This is a genomic window from Lunatimonas lonarensis (assembly GCF_000390185.1).
In the GTDB taxonomy this organism is placed as follows: Bacteria; Bacteroidota; Bacteroidia; order Cytophagales; family Cyclobacteriaceae; genus Lunatimonas; species Lunatimonas lonarensis.
Genome location: NZ_AQHR01000025.1, coordinates 36,101 through 53,658, shown reverse-complemented (window position 1 = coordinate 53,658; position 17,558 = coordinate 36,101). Strand labels below are relative to the sequence as shown.

Genomic DNA, 17,558 nt, shown 5'->3' with positions numbered 1-17,558 from the left:
GAAAATCCTTGGTATTTCCCCGTTGGCGGGGCTCGGTTTCATTTGATTGGATCTTTCTCTGGTTAATCCGCCTCAGTCAGGATAAGTCAGAGTGCGTTCATGCCTACGGAAAGTCGCCTCGGTAAATCCTTTTAAATATAGGGTCATATCGCTATCTTTCAAAAAATCATTATCGGTACTATGCGTTTCTTTCTGATATTCGTCGCTATTGTTGGAGTTTATCTGCCTGAATCGATCGGCCTGGCCCAACAGGCTGCCAGGCCCATGGAGATATATCTGGCCATAGGGCAGTCCAACATGGCGGGTAGGGCTAATATCCCGCCCAAGCTTACTGGGGAGTTGGCTGGTGTTTTTTTGTACACAGGTGACGGGTCCACTCCCTGGGTTCCTGCAAAGAATCCGTTAAACCTGTACTCATCCATTCGAAAGGAGGAGTCCATGCAACGGCTTAGCCCGGCCTATTCGTTTGCGCGACACGTAGCAAAACGTACTTCGGCCAAAGTGGGTCTGGTGGTCAACGCGCGCGGAGGAACCTCAATCGCAGAATGGATGCCCGGTACAGATTATTATGAGCAATTGATTCAAAAAGCCCGCGAGGCAGCCGCTTTCGGGATCATAAAGGGGGTGATATGGCATCAAGGCGAATCCGATTTGGGGAAACTGGATACCTATATGTCTGATCTGGAGAAACTGATCCAACGCATACGAGCCGACATGGAGTTGCCCCAGTTGCCCTTTGTAGCGGGCGAAATAGCAGAAGATCAACCGGGCAGAGATGCCTTCAACAGGTTGCTCATGCAGCTACCGGGGCAGGTACCCCATACGGCCGTAGTTTCTTCGAAAGGTACCAAAACCTTTGATGAAGTTCATTTTGACACCAAAAGTCAATTGAAGTTGGGTAAACGATACGCGCAAAAGATGAAAAATTTAACCCACCCTACCCATGAGCTATAGTCTTACTATTTTGTTTATGCTTAGTGCCTGTTTTACAGCCTACCCTGCATTCACACAAACCAACGATCTTCCTTTGTTTTCCTTTGGCGTGATTACGGACGTGCAGTATGCAGATAAGGATCAGGCTGGTTTGCGGAATTACCGAGGGACACTGCGTACCTTGGAAAATACCATTAACGTGCTAAATGGGTATGAACTCTCGTTTACGGTAAACCTGGGTGACTTGATCGATGAAGACATTGATAGTTTTGCGAAGCCACTAGCACTTTTACAAGCCAGCAAATCTCCGGTGTATCATGTATTTGGTAATCACGACTTCAGCGTAACGGACGCCGAAAAAAGAAAGGTTCCGGGAATCCTTGATAATCCCCGAGGCTATTTTTCCTGGCAGCAGGGGCCGATACAGTTTGTGGTCTTGAATGGGATGGATGTAAGCTTGGATGGGCATGAAAAGGGTTCCAAAGGCTATCGTCATGCCGAAGCCCTGTTGCTGTCACTTGAACAGTCTGGTGCCAATAATGCCAAGCCTTGGAACGGTGGACTTGGCAAAAAGCAAATGAGCTGGCTACAAAAAGTCCTAAAGTCCGGTGAGCAAGAGGGATTGAAAACCGTCCTTTTTTGTCATTACCCAGCCCTGCCGGAAAACGGGCTTCAGCTGCTTAACCATGGGGAGGTATTACGAATAATAGCTGATTTTCCGGGAGTAGTCGCCTACTTTTCCGGGCATCACCACGGGGGCAACTATGTAGTAGAAGATGGCGTGCATCATCTAACCTTTTATGGGATGGTAGAATCCCCCACCGACGCCCTCGGAGCTGTGGTGGATGTTTATCCCGACCGTTTATTTCTCCGGGGAATTGGAAAGCAGGAGGATAGGGAGTTGGTGTTCCGATAAAAAATGTGGCCTGTAAATCCTTGGTTTATTGCAGGCTCGCGTATGGATTGGTGAAGTGGGGGAAATGAAACCGTTTTAATATTTATATTAGCGGCTTAATTCACCAAAAATATGTACGTTAGACTTGGCAAGGCATTTTATTTTCTGAGTGCAGTATTCTTTCTGATTGCTTTCCTATATATCTACTCGGCGTCCCCGGAATATGTTACCTATGAGCTTTCTGCACGCGGATTACCCCTAAAGCAAGTAAGTAAGGAGATCCTGTTTTACTTGGTCGTCGGGGTTTTTCTAGTCTCCAATGTTTTGCTGATCCTGCCCGCCAAACTGATAGAAACGCAGTACACGGGTTCATTGAAACGGGTTTTTCCGGTTGGTGATCCATTTCGCGATCAGGTGCTGACCTGGGTCTACACCTTTACTGGAGTCGTGAATATTTCCACCATCGTTTTTGTGTTTTATTTGCACAGCATTACCAATCAGAATGAGATTAAGAGTGAGGAGATCAATTTCTTTTTTTACCTGGTGCCGATATTATACGTCGTTTGGATCGCGGTTTTGTTTTACCTCCTAGCCGCTAAGATCAAGCAAGTAAAGACAGGCCCTACTAATTAGCAGCTATGGCAGATAATGTGAAATACACCGAAGAAAGTATCAAGTCCCTGGATTGGCGGGAGCATATTCGCCTACGTCCGGGCATGTATATCGGTAAATTAGGAGATGGCAGTGCACAGGATGATGGTATTTACGTCTTGGTGAAGGAAGTGTTGGACAATAGTATCGACGAACACATGATGGGTTATGGACGTACCATCGATATCAAAATATCCGAGCACTTGGTAGAAGTGAGGGATTACGGACGGGGGATTCCACTTGGTAAGGTCATAGATTGCGTATCCAAGATCAATACGGGCGGAAAATACGATTCCGGTGCGTTTCAGAAATCCGTCGGCCTCAATGGGGTGGGTACCAAGGCCGTGAATGCACTTTCTCAGTATTTCAGGGTACAATCTTTCAGGGATGGAGAGACCAAGATTGCGGAATTTGAAAAGGGAATTCTTACGGTAGATAAGCCGCTTGAAAAGACCACGGAGCGAAATGGTACCAAGGTTGTTTTCACTCCGGACGCTACAGTGTTCAAAAATTACCATTTTATTCCGGAGTACCTGGAAAACCAGATCTGGAACTATGCCTTTCTTAATGCCGGTCTTACCATCAATTACAACGGAAAAAAATATTTCTCCGAGCGGGGTCTATACGATCTACTTATGCGCAAAGTGGATGACGAACAGATTCGGTATCCGGTCATCCACCTTAAGGGCAAGGATATCGAGATGGCAATTTCCCATAGCAATCAGTATGGCGAAGAGTACTACTCTTTTGTAAACGGCCAGTTTACCACGCAAGGGGGCACCCATTTGGCGGCGTTTCGGGAGGCGGTGGTAAAAACGATTAGGGAATTTTATAAAAAGGATTACGATGCCTCCGATATTCGGCAATCGGTGGTGGCTGCCATTGCGGTAAGGGTACAGGAACCTGTTTTTGAATCACAGACCAAGACGAAATTGGGATCGCAGAGCGTGGGTCCGGATGGCCCGACCCTGCGGACTTTTGTCAATGATTTTGTCAAGACAGAGCTGGATAATTTTCTCCACAAAAACCCCTCCGTGGCGGATGCCATCCTGAAACGAATTCTCCAGTCTGAACGCGAGCGAAAGGAGATATCGGGAATAAAAAAACTGGCCAACGAAAGGGCCAAAAAGGCAAATTTACACAACAAAAAGCTGCGGGATTGTCGGGCACATTACGACGACACAAAGGTGGATGAAGAGCTTAGAAACAACACCATGCTGTTCATTACCGAGGGAGATTCAGCTTCCGGATCCATCACCAAATCCCGTGATGTCCAAACCCAGGCGGTTTTTTCCCTACGTGGTAAGCCCCTTAACTGCTTTGGTATGACCAAAAAGGTGGTGTATGAAAACGAGGAGTTCAACTTGCTGCAACATGCCCTGAACATAGAAGATGGCATCGAGGGGCTTCGGTACCGAATGATCGTGATAGCAACTGATGCGGACGTGGACGGCATGCACATACGGCTGTTGATAATGACCTACTTTCTTCAGTTTTTTCCGGACTTGGTACGAAATGGCCACCTTTTCATTCTGGATACACCCTTGTTTCGGGTGAGAAACAAGAAGGAGACCATTTATTGCTACACTGATGAGGAGCGACAGCGGGCTATCCATAAGCTGGGGAAAAGTGCTGAAATAACCCGGTTCAAGGGGCTTGGTGAGATTTCACCAGAAGAGTTTGGGAATTTTATCGGTGAGGAAATCCGGTTGGATCCGATTATTCTCAACAAGGAAACCAAAATTGCGGAGCTGTTGAGTTTTTATATGGGCAAAAACACGCCCAATCGACAGGCATTTATCATAGATAACCTCCGGATCGAAAGAGATTTGGCACTTGATGACCCCAAAAAGGCGCAAAGTGAGGAGGACAGCGAAGCCGCGTGATCCATTTATCGATATTTACCCGGTGGAATCATTTCCGTTCGTGAAAGTAATTGGTAATCAGCAGGTTTTCTACCCACAGGTTGGACTTGACCAACCGAATTGATTAATACGAAGTAGGATACAAACACATGAGTGAAGATACAAACGAGCTAGGCGACAAAGGAGGCGAAAGCCTGCACGATTCGGTGCCGGTTACCGGCATGTACAAGGATTGGTTCTTGGATTACGCCTCCTATGTGATCCTGGAGCGGGCCGTTCCCGCTATCGAAGACGGCCTCAAGCCGGTACAGCGGCGAATTCTTCATGCGATGAAGGAGATGGACGATGGCCGGTTCAATAAAGTGGCCAATATCATCGGCCAATCCATGCAGTACCACCCCCATGGAGACGCCTCGATCGGTGACGCCATCGTGAATTTGGGGCAAAAAGACCTGCTCATCGAAACCCAGGGTAACTGGGGTGATGTGCGTACCGGTGATGGCGCCGCCGCTGCCAGGTACATCGAGGCGAGGTTGTCCAAGTTTGCGCTGGAGGTGGTATTCAATCCCCAAACGACCGAGTGGCAGCTTTCCTATGACGGCAGAAAAAGGGAGCCGGTCACCTTGCCTGTGAAGTTTCCGTTGTTGCTGGCGCAGGGAGTTGACGGTATCGCGGTGGGGCTTTCCACAAAGATTTTGCCCCATAATTTCTGTGAGCTTATTGCCGGATCAATATGCGTCCTAAAGGGACAAAAGACCACTATTTTGCCCGATTTCCCGACAGGAGGGCTTGCGGATTTTTCCGAATACAACGAAGGCCTGCGGGGTGGAAGGGTAAAGGTAAGAGCCCGGATAGAGGAAGAAGACAATAAGACCCTACTCATCAAAGATATTCCATTTGGAACTACCACCAATTCCCTGATCGATTCCATCATCAAGGCCAACGACAAAGGAAAGATCAAGATCAAAAAGGTAGTGGACAACACAGCCAAGGATGTGGAAATTCAGGTTCAGCTGGCCCCTGGCCAATCCCCGGATATGACCATCGATGCGCTGTATGCCTTTACAGATTGCGAAGTCAGCATTTCTCCCAATGCCTGTGTGATTATCGACGAGAAGCCAGTTTTTTTGTCGGTAAACGAAATGTTGGCCTATAACACCCAACTGACCAAGGAGCTGCTGCGAAGGGAACTCGAGATTCGAAAGGGGGAACTGATGGAGAAGCTTCTGTTTTCTTCTTTGGAGAAGATCTTTATCGAAAACCGGATCTACCGTGATATAGAAGAGTGTACTACCTGGGAGTCGGTATTGGAGACCATAGACAGGGGATTGGATCCTTATAAGCCAGACTTTTACCGGGAGATTACCACAGAGGATATCGTACGTCTGACGGAAATCAAGATCAAACGTATTTCGAAATTTGATGCATTCAAAGCAGACGAGCTGATGCGTAGGCTGCAGGATGAACTGAAGGAGGTAAACCACCACCTGAACCATCTTACCGAATATGCTATCAGCTATTACGAAAACCTGCTCCACAAATACGGAAAGGGTAGGGAGCGAAGGACAGAGATCAGGGCCTTTGACACCATCGAGGCTACCGTGGTAGCGGCCAACAACGCCAAATTATATGTGAACCGTCAGGATGGATTTGTGGGATATGGTCTCAAGAAGGATGAATTTGTGTGTGACTGCTCCGATTTGGATGATGTCATCGTGATCCGACGGGACGGCGTATGCGTGGTAACACGGATTCAGGAAAAGGGCTTCGTGGGCAAGGATATCCTGTACGTGGGCATATTCCGAAAAGGGGATGAGCGAATGGTGTATAACCTGGTGTACTTGGATGGGGCTTCCGGCAGAAGTATGGTCAAACGCTTTCAGGTATTGGGTGTAACCAGGGATAGGGAGTACGACCTCACCAAAGGAACAAAGGGATCCAAAGTAACCTACCTGACTGCCAATCCTAATGGGGAGGCGGAGATCGTTTCCGTCAGCCTGACGCAGGGTTCCAAGGCAAGGGTCAAGGTCTTCGACTTTGATTTCAGCACCGTTGAGATTAGGGGCAGGGGTGCAGGTGGCAATATACTCACCAAGTATCCGGTCAGGAAGATTCAGTTTAAGATGCAGGGAGCCTCTACGTTGGGCGGATTGGACATCTATTATGATGCCTCCATCGGTAGGCTGAATACGGATCAGCGTGGTAGGAAAATAGGTAATTTTCTCGGTGAGGATAAAATCATCGTATTCTATAAAAATGGGGATTATGAATTGACCTCCTTTGAGCTGACCAATCGGTACGAGGCAGCGCAAGTGCTACTGATCGAGAAGTTTGACCCCCAGAAGGTGGTTTCTGCGGTTTATTACGATGGTGCCTCCAAGACGTATTACGTAAAGCGGTTTTTGATCGAGACCAGCACGATGAACAAAAAGTTCAACGTGGTTTCCGATCACCGCCAGTCTTATCTGCAGGTAGTGTCCACTGACAAGCAGCCACAGGTGAGGATCGTGATCAAAAAAGGCAAAGAATCCGAAGAGCAGGAATACGATTTGGATATGCTCATCGATGTGAAAGGATGGAAAGCCATCGGTAATAAAATATCCTCCTATCCTGTCGAAGAGATCTCCATGCTGCACAATTCGGAGCCGGAAGAAGAAGAGAATGATGAGGACGACGAAGAGTTGGAAATAGGGTCCCAGGTGGATTTTAAGATTGAAAAGGAAAAGGGAGAAAATGACGAGGAACAGCTGGGGCTTTTTTAGCAACTATAGGGATGTTATTCCTGGAAATGTACATCAAGAATCCTACTTTCGGTTTCGTTGATTTGCGGTTTTCGATGCTGCATTTGGAGATTATAACAATGAATGCAAGAGATCTACAATTTTTGGAATATCTCAAGGGATATATTACACCTCATAAACTCGGGAGAATCGAGGAGGTGTTAGCATTCAGGACACGGTATCTGACGGTCGTATTAGAGGACATCTATAAACCCCACAATGCCTCCGCGGTTTTGCGCACTGCGGATTGCTTTGGCATACAGGACGTACATGTGATCGAAAAGTCCAGTAGCTACAAAATCAATCCCTACGTGACCCGGGGGGCGGCCCAATGGATAGACTTGCATAAATATGCTGACTCTTCCCAATCTGCGGTAGCTTCTTGTTTTTCATCCCTGCGGGGCAAGGGCTATCAGATTTATGCCACCAGCCCAAACAGCGGGAGCGTATCCATCCGGGATTTTTTCCCCCGTCAGAAGACAGCGCTGGTATTCGGTAATGAGCACGAAGGTGTTAGTGACGAAGTGGTACGGGAAGCCGATGGCCTGATCCATATTCCGATGTTTGGCTTTACCGAAAGTTTCAATATTTCTGTTACCGCTTCGCTTTTCCTGTACGATTTTTTGGGAAAGATCCGACATGATTTGCCTGAAGGGTTTTTTCTGGGGGATTCTGAAAAACAGGAACTGCGCTTTCGCTGGTACCAGGAAATCGTGAAAAACGCTCACATACATAGAAAGAAGTTTTTTGGCGACGGCTAAAAAACCGCTAGAAAGCAAGATATCCCCATTGGGGCATTCACCGGATTTTTAAAAGCCATTGGCAATTGCCATATTTGCAGCTTGATAAAAGGTGCCTGTTTGTAAAGGTCGCCGTAACCAAACCAAATTTACATGTCTAATCAGGAAATTAAAATTACCTTCCCGGACGGTTCAGTCCGGGAGTTTGAAAAAGGGAGTACTGGCCTTCAGATCGCTTCCAGTATCAGCGAAGGTTTAGCAAGAAACGTGCTTGCGGCCAAAGTCAACGGCGATGTTTGGGATGCGACCCGTCCGATCGAGGGAGATGCTTCCATCGAATTACTTACATGGAACGACCGGGAGGGCAAGTCTACTTTTTGGCATTCATCGGCCCACTTGATGGCAGAAGCGTTGGAAGCACTGTATCCGGGCATAAAGTTTGGAATCGGCCCTCCGATAGAAAATGGTTTTTATTATGATGTGGACTTTGGAGATAAGCCCCTAGACGGGGCCGATCTGGAAAAAATAGAAAACAAAATATCCGAACTTGCCAAGCAAAAAAGTGAGTTTGTACGGAAGGAAATCGCCAAACCCGCTGCCGTAGAATACTTTAAGAACAAAGGGGACGAGTATAAACTTGATCTCCTTGCAGGATTGGAAGATGGCTCGATCACCTTTTATGAACAGGGTAACTTTGTGGATCTCTGCAAAGGGCCCCATATTCCCCATACCGGGTTTATCAAGGCGGTGAAACTCCTCAACATAGCAGGGGCCTATTGGAGGGGTGACGAAAAAAACAAGATGCTTACTCGTATCTACGGTATCACCTTTCCCAAAGCGAAGGAACTCCAAGAATACCTGACAATGCTGGAGGAGGCAAAGAAACGAGACCACCGAAAGTTGGGCAGGGAACTGGAGTTGTTTACCTTTTCCGAAAAGGTGGGGATGGGTCTGCCTCTTTGGTTGCCAAAGGGTACACTTTTGAGAGAGCGCTTGGTCACTTTCCTGAAAAAGGAACAGGATAGGTCGGGCTATCAGCAGGTGATCACCCCGCATATCGGACATAAGGCACTATACGAGACTTCCGGCCATTACGAGAAATACGGCAAGGACTCCTTTCAGCCGATTGCGACACCCAATGAAGGCGAGTCGTTTTTGCTCAAACCCATGAACTGTCCCCATCATTGTGAGATCTACAAGAGTAAGCCCCGTTCTTATAAGGAGTTGCCGGTGCGCTATGCGGAGTTTGGGACTGTATACCGATATGAGCAGAGCGGTGAATTGCACGGATTGACCCGTGTACGGGGATTTACGCAGGATGATGCCCATATCTTCTGCCGACAGGATCAGGTGAAGGAGGAGTTTGTGAAGGTTATTGACCTGGTGCTTTATGTTTTCAAAGCATTGGGCTTCAATGATTTCACCGCCCAGATTTCCCTTAGGGATCCGCAGGATAAGCAAAAATACATAGGCGAAGACGAGGCGTGGAACCTAGCCGAGCAGTCTATCATCGAGGCCGCGCAGGAAAGAGGCTTGGTTACCGTAACTGAGTTGGGAGAAGCCGCATTTTATGGTCCCAAATTGGACTTCATGGTAAAGGATGCGTTGGGAAGAAGTTGGCAACTAGGTACCATTCAGGTGGATTACCAACTACCTCAGCGGTTTGAGCTTGAATATGTTGGGGCTGACAATCAGCGTCACCGGCCCGTCATGATACACCGGGCTCCCTTTGGTTCGTTAGAACGCTTTGTAGCGGTTTTGATTGAACACTGTGCGGGTAATTTCCCCCTTTGGTTGGCACCGGAACAGGTAATTATCCTGCCTATATCAGAAAAATTTGTGGCGTATGCCGAGGAGATAAAGTTGACCTTGGAAAATGAGGGGATAAGTGGCAGCATTGATAACCGGGATGAAAAGATAGGACGTAAGATTCGTGATGCCGAAGTCAAGAAGATCCCGTTCATGATCATAGTGGGGGAAAAGGAACAGGAGGAGCGGAAGCTATCCCTTCGTAAGCATGGTGCCGGTGATCAGGGAACCTTTTCGCCTGAGGAGTTTGTGTCCTATTTCCAGGGCATTATCAGGGAGTCGCTGAGCAAATAATGAGGGGATAAAAAAAATGTTGGATTTTTTATAATTCAAAATTTATTCGATATTTGCAGCTTAAATCTAAAAACAACCATAAACATTTTGAGAGGAAAAAGAACCTACACTCCGAGACAAGAGGAGCCATACAAAGTTAATTCCAAGATAAGGGCCAGGGAAGTGCGGGTAGTCGGTGATTTTGTGGAGGGCGGCAATGCGGTGATGCCCACGGATAAGGCTATCAAACTGGCAGAGGAAAATGGACTCGATCTCGTGGAAATTTCTCCTTCCGCCGTCCCGCCTGTCTGCAAGGTGATCGATTATGCGAAGTTCAAGTACGAGCAGAAAAAGAAGCAGAAGGAAATCAAGGCGAACGCCGCAAAAACAGTCGTAAAGGAAATCAGGTTTGGCCCCAATACCGACGACCATGATTTTGATTTCAAGCTCAAACATGCGATCAACTTCCTTAAAGAGGGAGCGAAAGTGAAAGCCTACGTACACTTTGTTGGGCGTACGATTGTTTTTAAGGAGCGGGGAGAGATGTTGTTGCTTAAGTTTGCCCAAGCCCTCGAAGAGTATGGGCAGGTGGAGCAGCTACCCAAAATGGAGGGTAAGCGGATGAACATATTCGTAGCCCCTAAGGCTGGTAAGAAGTAATTTCAACTAACAGATAATATAATGCCAAAAGTAAAAACAAAATCAAGTGCGAAAAAACGGTTTACCGTCACGGGAACCGGGAAGATTAGAAGGAAACATGCCTACAAAAGCCACATCCTGACCAAGAAGTCCACCAAAAGGAAGAAAAACCTGACCAAAATGGGCTTCGTACACGCGTCGGATGAGGGCAGAGTGAGGGATATGCTCAAAATCTAGTTTTCCAACACAATCAAAGGTTATTTATTTCACCGGATCCTTGGTCACATAAGTCCGCAAGGCACCAAGCGTCAAAAACTAAAAAATCATGCCAAGATCAGTAAATGCAGTAGCTTCCAGAGCTAGAAGAAAAAAAGTGCTAAAGGCCACCAAAGGATACTTCGGAAGGGGTAAAAACGTGTGGACTGTAGCTAAAAACAAATACGAAAAAGGGTTACAATACGCCTATAGAGATCGAAAAGTCAAAAAACGTGAGTTTCGTTCACTGTGGATTCAGCGTATCAATGCCGGTGCAAGGTTGCATGGTGTTTCCTATTCACAATTGATGGGCTTGTTGAAGAAAGCAGATATAGAGCTGAACCGAAAGGTATTGGCTGATCTGGCCATGAATCACCCCGACGCATTTAAAGCTGTAGTTGAAAAGGTTAAGTAAGTATCGCACAGACTTACTTTATCATAAAAGGGCTCCCGAATGGGAGCCTTTTTTTATACCCCTTGCTGCTTACCAGTGGGCCCATCAGCTAAAACTTTTTTCATTGAAAAATAGGCAGCTGCTTTGTGGAAACGGAACCAAGCCCGGTTCTTAAGGATTAATTGCGTAAATTCAGGTTTTCCGATTTTCGACGCCTATGCTGCCAAGTCCGTTTACCATCTATAAATCCTCTGCCGGATCGGGCAAAACCTACACCCTTACCCTTGAGTACTTAAAGCTCGCACTGGTGCATCCGTTAGCCTTTCGGCAGGTGTTGGCGGTTACCTTTACCAACAAGGCCACTCAGGAGATGAAGGAGCGCATCCTGATGGAGCTTACTAGGATCAAGCGCAATGTGGATCCAAGTCAAACGATGGACCGCGAACTGCTCCTGCACTTGAATATAAGCCCCGAAGAACTGATGGTACGTGCAGCAGGTACGTTGTCTGCGATTCTGCATGACTATGCGGCTTTTTCGGTCAGCACGATTGATAGTTTTTTTCAGCGGATCATCCGTTCATTTGCCCGGGAGATAGATCTACAGGCCAAATTCGAGTTGGAGTTGGATCAGGAGGCCGTGTTGGATAGGTTGGTAGAGCGTCTGATATTGTCCGTCTCCGCAGACCCCTTTCTGCACCGATGGCTAGTGAACTATTCGATCGAGCAGATTCAGGAAGGACAGGTGTGGGATGTGCGGAAGAATATCAAGGAACTGGGGAGCCAGCTTTTTCAGGAGTCCTTCAAGCGATATCGGTTTACGATTCAGTCGTTTTTGCAACAGGATGAAAACCTGGAATCCATTAAACGACAGGTCATGGATACACGGCGCAAGCTGGTGTCTGAAGGTGTGGAATTGCGTAAGCAGGCTCAGGGAATAAGGGAAAGGCATGGGCTAAGTTGGCAGGATTTTAAAGGAGGCAATCGCACATTTGCGAATAAATTTGAAGCCTTGGGCAGTCCGGGGAATCCGTTTCCCACAGTATCTCCGAGTCAGATAGGATTGGAGGATCGTCCGGATGATTGGTATGCAAAGACCAGTAAGCTGATACCCCAGATTCAGGCGGCCTTTAATGAAGGCTTGGGAACCATTTGGGGCCGGATTAAGCCCTTGCAAAGATCCTGGAATACCAACGAGGCCATACGGAAAAATTTGGATGTATACGGCGTGTTTCGGTTTTTGCTCCACGAATTGGAATCCCTTAAGGAAGAGGAAAATATCTTGCTGATATCCGATGCAAATGACTTTCTGCGGGAAATAACCGCGGACAATGAAGCCCCCTTTGTATATGAGAAAGTTGGGCAAAAATACCGTCATTATTTGATCGATGAGTTTCAGGATACCTCCGGTTTTCAATGGGACAGCTTTCGTCCCCTTTTAATCGATAGCCTTTCGCAGGGCCATGCAAATTTGCTGGTGGGGGATGTGAAACAATCTATATATCGGTGGCGGGGCGGCGAACTAAGGTTGCTCCTTGAGCAGGTAGAAGCTGAAATCCATCAGTTTGGGATACAGGTTAAGAATTTGGATATCAATTTCAGGAGTCTTCCCCAGCTGGTTCGCTTTAACAATGCCCTGTTTCGGCGACTTCCCGGTCAGTTGGTAGGGGTTTTGGAGCAAAAGTTCGATATCTCAGACGCAGGGATTCTGGCAAAGGCTTATCAGGACGTGAGTCAGCAGGTGTCGCCGTTTAAAGAGAAATCCCCTTATCAAGGATTGGTGAGAATCGAGTTTTTGCGCTCCGAAGATTCAGAAGATAGGTTTTTTGACCAAGCTCTTTCCAAGATCCCGGAGGCGATCGTCCGGCTTCAGGGACAAGGCTACCGACCTCGCGATATAGCATTTTTGGTAAGGACCAAGAAGGAGGGCGTCGCAATTGCGGATCAGCTGATATCGTACGGATTGGCAAACCCAGGCTCTCCCTATTCATTTGATGTGGTATCGGATGAAGCCCTCTTGGTAAGTAGGTCCAGTACCGTCGCCTGTGTGGTTTCAGCCCTCCGGCATTTGACTGAGATGGACGAGGAGATACACCTAAAGACCATGTGGTACCACTGGGCGGTGATCTCTGGCCATTCCGTAAGTCATGCGTTGTTTGAGAACGTTTCCGGGATTTCTGAGGTGGACGAAATGAAAGCGCGATTTTGTGCCCTGCAGGACTCCTTATTGCGGTTGCAGTTGCTGGATCTGATCGAGCGGATCATTGAAGTTCTGGGGCTTCAGGACTCAGGATACGAACGTGCTTACCTGGAGGCTTTTAAAGATGCCATCTATGAATTTGTTGCTACCAACCGGGCGGATTTACCTGGTTTCCTTTCCTGGTGGGATCTTCAGGAAAAGAAGCGTACCATTAAAATACCGGATGACCACGACGCCATGCGCATCCTGACCATACATAAATCAAAGGGTCTTCAGTTCAAAGTAGTGCTTATGCCTTTTTTGGATTGGCGAATATTCGATACCACCAAAAAGCCGATCGTCTGGACACCTTACCAAATGGAGGGAACGTTGGGAGAGGTGATCCTCCCGCTGACGATGAAAGTTGACTTGAAGGATTCGGATTTCAGAGAGGTATATCAAGAGGAGGCCTTGATGGCTCATTTGGATACACTTAATCTGGTGTACGTCGCGATAACCCGTGCAGAAGAGGTGTTTTGGGCCTTTGCTCCTGTTTCTAACTTGGAGAAAACAATGTATGGAAACCTTGCGCCTAATCTTGAACGGGTGCTGCGCGAGAAATCGGATTTGGGTGCTGGCGTTTCTTTGGGAGATTATTTCGATACGGTGGAAGATGTCTTTCAGGTCGGAGACTGGCCACCCTCAAAGAACCCCACCGGAGGGGCTTACCGGGTATTTCCGGTTCGATGGCAAAGCAGAAAATGGGAGGATTTGCTGAGCGTCAAAGCTACCGCAGCTGATTTTTCGGAACAAAATCTCAAGCTCCGCCAGAAAGGCTCCTTTGGTACCTTGGTACATGGCCTATTGGAAAAAGCACAAAGTACGGGTGAGTTGAATCTTAGGCTGGAAGAACTGTATTTTCAGGGCTTTGTAAATCAAGAGGAGATGGAAGCCCTACGGACTCAATTGGGGCGGTTATTACGATTGCCGTTGTTTTCCCGATGGTTCAGCGGGGAGGGAGAAGTGCTTAGCGAGCGGGGCATATTGTTGCCGGATGGCTCGCTGAAGCGTCCAGACCGCGTCATATTTTACATAGACCGGGCTGAGGTGGTCGATTTTAAAACAGGGCAGAAGCGGGAGTTTCATGTGCCGCAGGTTAGGGAATATATGCACCTGGTCAGAACTTTGACCAGCTTGCCGGTTAGGGGTTACCTCTGTTATTTGGATGATATGGAAATACTTGAAATAGACCAATGATGGATTCATTTCTGAGAGATTCGGCAAGGCGCTTATTGGCTGGGGAAATACCGCTAAAAGATATTACCGTCGTGTTTCCAAACCGACGGGCTGGGATATTTTTTCTTAAACAGTTGGGAACACTTATCCATGCACCTGTCTGGATGCCAAGGGTTTTGACCATCGAAGACTTGTTTTATGAGCTCGCCGGACAGCGGCCTGTAGACCAACTTACCTTACTCTTCGAGCTGTATGGGGTGTATGCCCAACTGTCCAATCACCCTGAAACCTTTGACCGGTTTTACTTTTGGGGTGAGCTGATTCTTAAAGATTTTAACGATGTGGACCAATTTCTGGTAGATGCAAAGCGGCTGTACCATCACTTGGCGGACATCAAAACCATCGAAAAGGATTGGTCGTATCTCACCGATCATCAGCTTGCGTTGATTCAGGCATTTTGGAAATCCTTTGAGGGTACAGGAAGTAAGCACCAAGAGAGCTTTCTTCGGTTTTGGCAGATTCTTTTTGAACTTTACGAAGGGTTTAGGGCCTCCTTGGAAACAACTGGCTATGCGTATCCGGGCATGTTGTATAGACGGGTCGCCGAAAGCCTCTCAGAGTTGTCGGCACCGGGATCCCACCTCGTTTTTATGGGATTCAATGCGTTTACCTCGGCCGAGGAAAAGCTGATCAGGCATTATGTACGGTATCACGGTGCGGAGGTGTATTGGGATATCGACGCCTATTATGTCGAAGATGCCAGGCAGGAAGCTGGTATGTTTTTCCGTCAGTACCAAAAGGACAGCGTATTGGGGCCTACCTTTCCAAAGGAGCTTCCTGTGGGGATACAGGACAATCCTAAGGAAATTGCCAGCTATGTGACGCCCCTGAAGGTCAGTCAGGCCAATCTCGTGGGCAGCATATTGGAGCAGGTTTCAACCAAAGAGGATTGGGAGCAGACCGTCGTTATACTTCCCGACGAACAACTGCTGTTTCCCGTACTGAACTATTTGCCCCCCGCTGTGGGCAGTGTCAACGTAACGATGGGTTACTTGGTAAAAAACGCGCCAGTCTATATTTTTTTGGAAGCAGTACTGGACTTACAACGATATACAAAGCGTATAGGGGATGACCTCTTTTTTTACCATAAACCGGCGAAAGAACTCCTTTCCTCCGTTTATTTACACCATTTGAATCCAGTATTTTGCAAACAGGTTATCCGGGATAGTACTCTTCAAAATCAGGTGCATTTGCCTGCGGAAGTGCTGGCAAACGGAGGCGAATTGTTTTCATTGGTTTTTCGTGCCTATCATCCCGAGACGGTATTGAGCGGATTGCAGGGGATTATGTTGGCATTATCGGGGCAATTATCGGAGGAAGCGCTGGAAAGAAGCTATCTTTTCCAATGCTATCGTCAACTCAACAGACTTAAGGAGGTGTTCGACGGGCGTGATGGAAAGCTTCCAGGTATGGAGCTGATGCTGCGGATTGTCCGGCAGCTTTTCAGGCAGATCCGTATTCCCTTCGAAGGTGAGCCTTTACGGGGCCTACAGGTGATGGGGGTTTTGGAGTCCCGAAACCTGGACTTTAAACGGGTGATCATTTGCCAGATGAACGAGGGCAGCTTCCCACCTTCGGGCAGTTTAAACTCCATGATTCCATACAATTTGCGGCGGGCGTTTGGGTTGCCGGTTCAGGAGCAAAACGATGCCGTTTATTCCTATACCTTCTATCGCTTGCTTCACAGAGCGGAGGAAGTCCATCTAATTTACACCATATCCGGCTCGGAGGGAAAGCCTGCGGAGAAAAGCCGCTACCTACTTCAATTGGCAGAGGAACTCACCGGGGAGCAGATTCAAAAGCGAGAGGAAGTTGTTTTTGCACCGGTGGATGCACGAAATGCCCCCGAGATCACTATCGCAAAATCCGATGCTGTCATGCATGCGTTGGATAGGTATATGTTTTCCCCGAATCGGGACAGCCCTGTGGCGTTTTCGCCCTCTGCCCTGAATACTTGGCTGGATTGCCGGCTAAAGTTCTATTTTATGTATATCGCCGGGATCACCGAGACGGAGGAGGTAAAAGAGGGAGTGGATGCGGCCGTTTTCGGCAATTTGATCCATGGTGCGTTGGAAAACCTTTACCTTGGGTTTATAGCGCGAAAGAAGAGAACGACACTGGAAGCCGCGGATTTTCCTGGTTTGAAGCCATTTGTGGATCCGGCCATCGAAAAGGCCATTCGAAAGCAGTACTTTTTGGAGGAAAGCCAAGAGGTAAAGGTGGAGGGACACCTGGCCATTGTCCGCGATCTGTTGCACAACTACATGTTGCAGGTTTTGAAATGGGATGAAGAGCAGGCTCCTTTTCAGATTATTTCATTGGAAGCGGGCAAAAGATATCGCGCCCAGCTGGAAATTCAGACCGCATTCGGACCTAGAAACGTGGCGTTGGGAGGCATCATAGACCGGGTAGATCTGCAAAACGGTGTGGTACGGCTGATGGATTACAAGTCGGGGAAGGACGAGAAGCAATTCTCCTCCGTAGCGAGTCTATTTGATCGGGATGACAAGAAACGAAACAAAGCAGCTATGCAGACTTTTTTTTATGGTTTCCTATTCAGGCAAAATTTCCCCGACAATACCCTGCCGGTCAGACCCGCCCTGGTTAATTTACGGGATATTTTCCTGCCCGATTTCACTCCCTATTTGGTTGAAAAAGAGGTAAAAGCGGATCCTTTGGAAGTGACTGATTATGCAGATTACCAAGAAGATTTTGAGGCGGGCCTGCGGGGATTGCTGGAGGAAATCGTTGATCCTGAGGTACCCTTTGATCAGACCTCTGACCTGCGTAAATGCGGTTACTGCCCCTATAGGACTTTGTGCGGGCGTTGAATAATGGAGTTGCTTGTACCA

12 protein-coding genes are annotated in these 17,558 nt (G+C 47.7%); all 12 read left to right on the top strand.

The window, feature by feature from the left end; all coding sequences use genetic code 11:
* Window positions 1-180 precede the first annotated feature (180 nt).
* The 12 genes from ADIS_RS03760 (at window position 181) to ADIS_RS03705 (ending at window position 17,537) form a co-directional block, all read left to right on the top strand.
* Window positions 181-954: a sialate O-acetylesterase gene (locus ADIS_RS03760; protein ID WP_051113252.1), complete on the top strand. Its 774-nt coding sequence runs from the start codon at window positions 181-183 to the stop codon at window positions 952-954.
* Window positions 944-1,849: a metallophosphoesterase gene (locus tag ADIS_RS03755; RefSeq protein ID WP_010852996.1), complete on the top strand. Its 906-nt coding sequence runs from the start codon at window positions 944-946 to the stop codon at window positions 1,847-1,849. The genes ADIS_RS03760 and ADIS_RS03755 overlap by 11 nt, the downstream gene beginning before the upstream one ends.
* Window positions 1,850-1,960: 111 nt before the next feature.
* The gene (locus tag ADIS_RS03750; protein ID WP_010852995.1) at window positions 1,961-2,461 is read left to right on the top strand and encodes a hypothetical protein; all 501 of its coding nucleotides are present in this window, start codon (window positions 1,961-1,963) and stop codon (window positions 2,459-2,461) included.
* Window positions 2,462-2,466: 5 nt separating this feature from the next.
* On the top strand, window positions 2,467-4,365 hold the full coding sequence (locus tag ADIS_RS03745) for a DNA topoisomerase IV subunit B (protein ID WP_010852994.1): 1,899 nt from the start codon (window positions 2,467-2,469) through the stop codon (window positions 4,363-4,365).
* 128 nt (window positions 4,366-4,493) lie between these two features.
* Window positions 4,494-7,106 (top strand): DNA gyrase/topoisomerase IV subunit A, encoded by a 2,613-nt coding sequence (locus ADIS_RS03740; RefSeq protein WP_010852993.1) that lies wholly within the window; start codon window positions 4,494-4,496, stop codon window positions 7,104-7,106.
* Between the two features lie 98 nt (window positions 7,107-7,204).
* Window positions 7,205-7,885, top strand: coding sequence for a TrmH family RNA methyltransferase (locus ADIS_RS03735; RefSeq protein ID WP_035804597.1), 681 nt, complete (start codon window positions 7,205-7,207; stop codon window positions 7,883-7,885).
* 132 nt (window positions 7,886-8,017) lie between these two features.
* Entirely contained in the window at window positions 8,018-9,967 is a 1,950-nt protein-coding gene (gene thrS, locus ADIS_RS03730) for a threonine--tRNA ligase (RefSeq protein ID WP_010852991.1), read from the top strand.
* 87 nt (window positions 9,968-10,054) lie between these two features.
* On the top strand, window positions 10,055-10,606 hold the full coding sequence (gene infC / locus ADIS_RS03725; protein WP_010852990.1) for a translation initiation factor IF-3: 552 nt from the start codon (window positions 10,055-10,057) through the stop codon (window positions 10,604-10,606).
* Between the two features lie 21 nt (window positions 10,607-10,627).
* Window positions 10,628-10,822 (top strand): 50S ribosomal protein L35, encoded by a 195-nt coding sequence (rpmI, locus tag ADIS_RS03720; protein ID WP_010852989.1) that lies wholly within the window; start codon window positions 10,628-10,630, stop codon window positions 10,820-10,822.
* A gap of 88 nt (window positions 10,823-10,910) precedes the next feature.
* Entirely contained in the window at window positions 10,911-11,255 is a 345-nt protein-coding gene (gene rplT / locus ADIS_RS03715; protein ID WP_010852988.1) for a 50S ribosomal protein L20, read from the top strand.
* A gap of 196 nt (window positions 11,256-11,451) precedes the next feature.
* A complete protein-coding gene (locus tag ADIS_RS03710; protein ID WP_010852987.1) occupies window positions 11,452-14,667 on the top strand; it encodes a UvrD-helicase domain-containing protein in 3,216 nt (1,071 codons plus the stop codon).
* Entirely contained in the window at window positions 14,664-17,537 is a 2,874-nt protein-coding gene (locus ADIS_RS03705) for a PD-(D/E)XK nuclease family protein (protein ID WP_316931193.1), read from the top strand. The genes ADIS_RS03710 and ADIS_RS03705 overlap by 4 nt, the downstream gene beginning before the upstream one ends.
* Window positions 17,538-17,558 lie beyond the last annotated feature (21 nt).

Bases quoted from the DNA above. Each gene is read 5' to 3' on its own strand.
- ADIS_RS03740 (WP_010852993.1), top strand. From the start codon at position 4,494: ATGAGTGAAGATACAAACGAGCTAGGCGACAAAGGAGGCGAAAGCCTG.
- ADIS_RS03705 (WP_316931193.1), top strand. From the start codon at position 14,664: ATGATGGATTCATTTCTGAGAGATTCGGCAAGGCGCTTATTGGCTGGG.
- ADIS_RS03745 (WP_010852994.1), top strand. From the start codon at position 2,467: ATGGCAGATAATGTGAAATACACCGAAGAAAGTATCAAGTCCCTGGAT.
- ADIS_RS03755 (WP_010852996.1), top strand. From the start codon at position 944: ATGAGCTATAGTCTTACTATTTTGTTTATGCTTAGTGCCTGTTTTACA.
- thrS (WP_010852991.1), top strand. From the start codon at position 8,018: ATGTCTAATCAGGAAATTAAAATTACCTTCCCGGACGGTTCAGTCCGG.
- ADIS_RS03760 (WP_051113252.1), top strand. From the start codon at position 181: ATGCGTTTCTTTCTGATATTCGTCGCTATTGTTGGAGTTTATCTGCCT.
- ADIS_RS03735 (WP_035804597.1), top strand. From the start codon at position 7,205: ATGAATGCAAGAGATCTACAATTTTTGGAATATCTCAAGGGATATATT.
- ADIS_RS03750 (WP_010852995.1), top strand. From the start codon at position 1,961: ATGTACGTTAGACTTGGCAAGGCATTTTATTTTCTGAGTGCAGTATTC.
- rplT (WP_010852988.1), top strand. From the start codon at position 10,911: ATGCCAAGATCAGTAAATGCAGTAGCTTCCAGAGCTAGAAGAAAAAAA.
- ADIS_RS03710 (WP_010852987.1), top strand. From the start codon at position 11,452: ATGCTGCCAAGTCCGTTTACCATCTATAAATCCTCTGCCGGATCGGGC.
- rpmI (WP_010852989.1), top strand. From the start codon at position 10,628: ATGCCAAAAGTAAAAACAAAATCAAGTGCGAAAAAACGGTTTACCGTC.